Genomic DNA, 225 nt, shown 5'->3' with positions numbered 1-225 from the left:
TGAAACGTACGATGGGTCAGCCCGTGCTCGGGGTTAAACAGCACCGGCCTCGGATAGCTTATATCGCTGGCTATGCTTTGTTGGTAGTAACGTTAGTCCTTACCCCTATATTTTGTGGGGTCATGTTTGGTGATTTAGGCGCTTGCTTTATTATCATGTTTGTTCTTGGCGGTCCCCTGGTGATTCCGTTTGTGAATCATTGTCATGCGTTTTATATCCAGCAAA

At 46.2% G+C, this 225-nt stretch carries 1 pseudogene; it reads left to right on the top strand.

From position 1 onward, the window contains the following. Positions 1–11: 11 nt before the first annotated feature. A pseudogene (locus HMPREF2958_RS11070) lies at positions 12–225 on the top strand (hypothetical protein); the annotation flags it as partial.

Source organism: Rothia sp. HMSC036D11 (genome assembly GCF_001814205.1).
GTDB lineage: Bacteria > Actinomycetota > Actinomycetes > Actinomycetales > Micrococcaceae > Rothia > Rothia dentocariosa.
The sequence above is the reverse complement of the archived record's forward strand: the minus strand, read 5'-3'. Positions and strand labels throughout refer to the sequence as shown.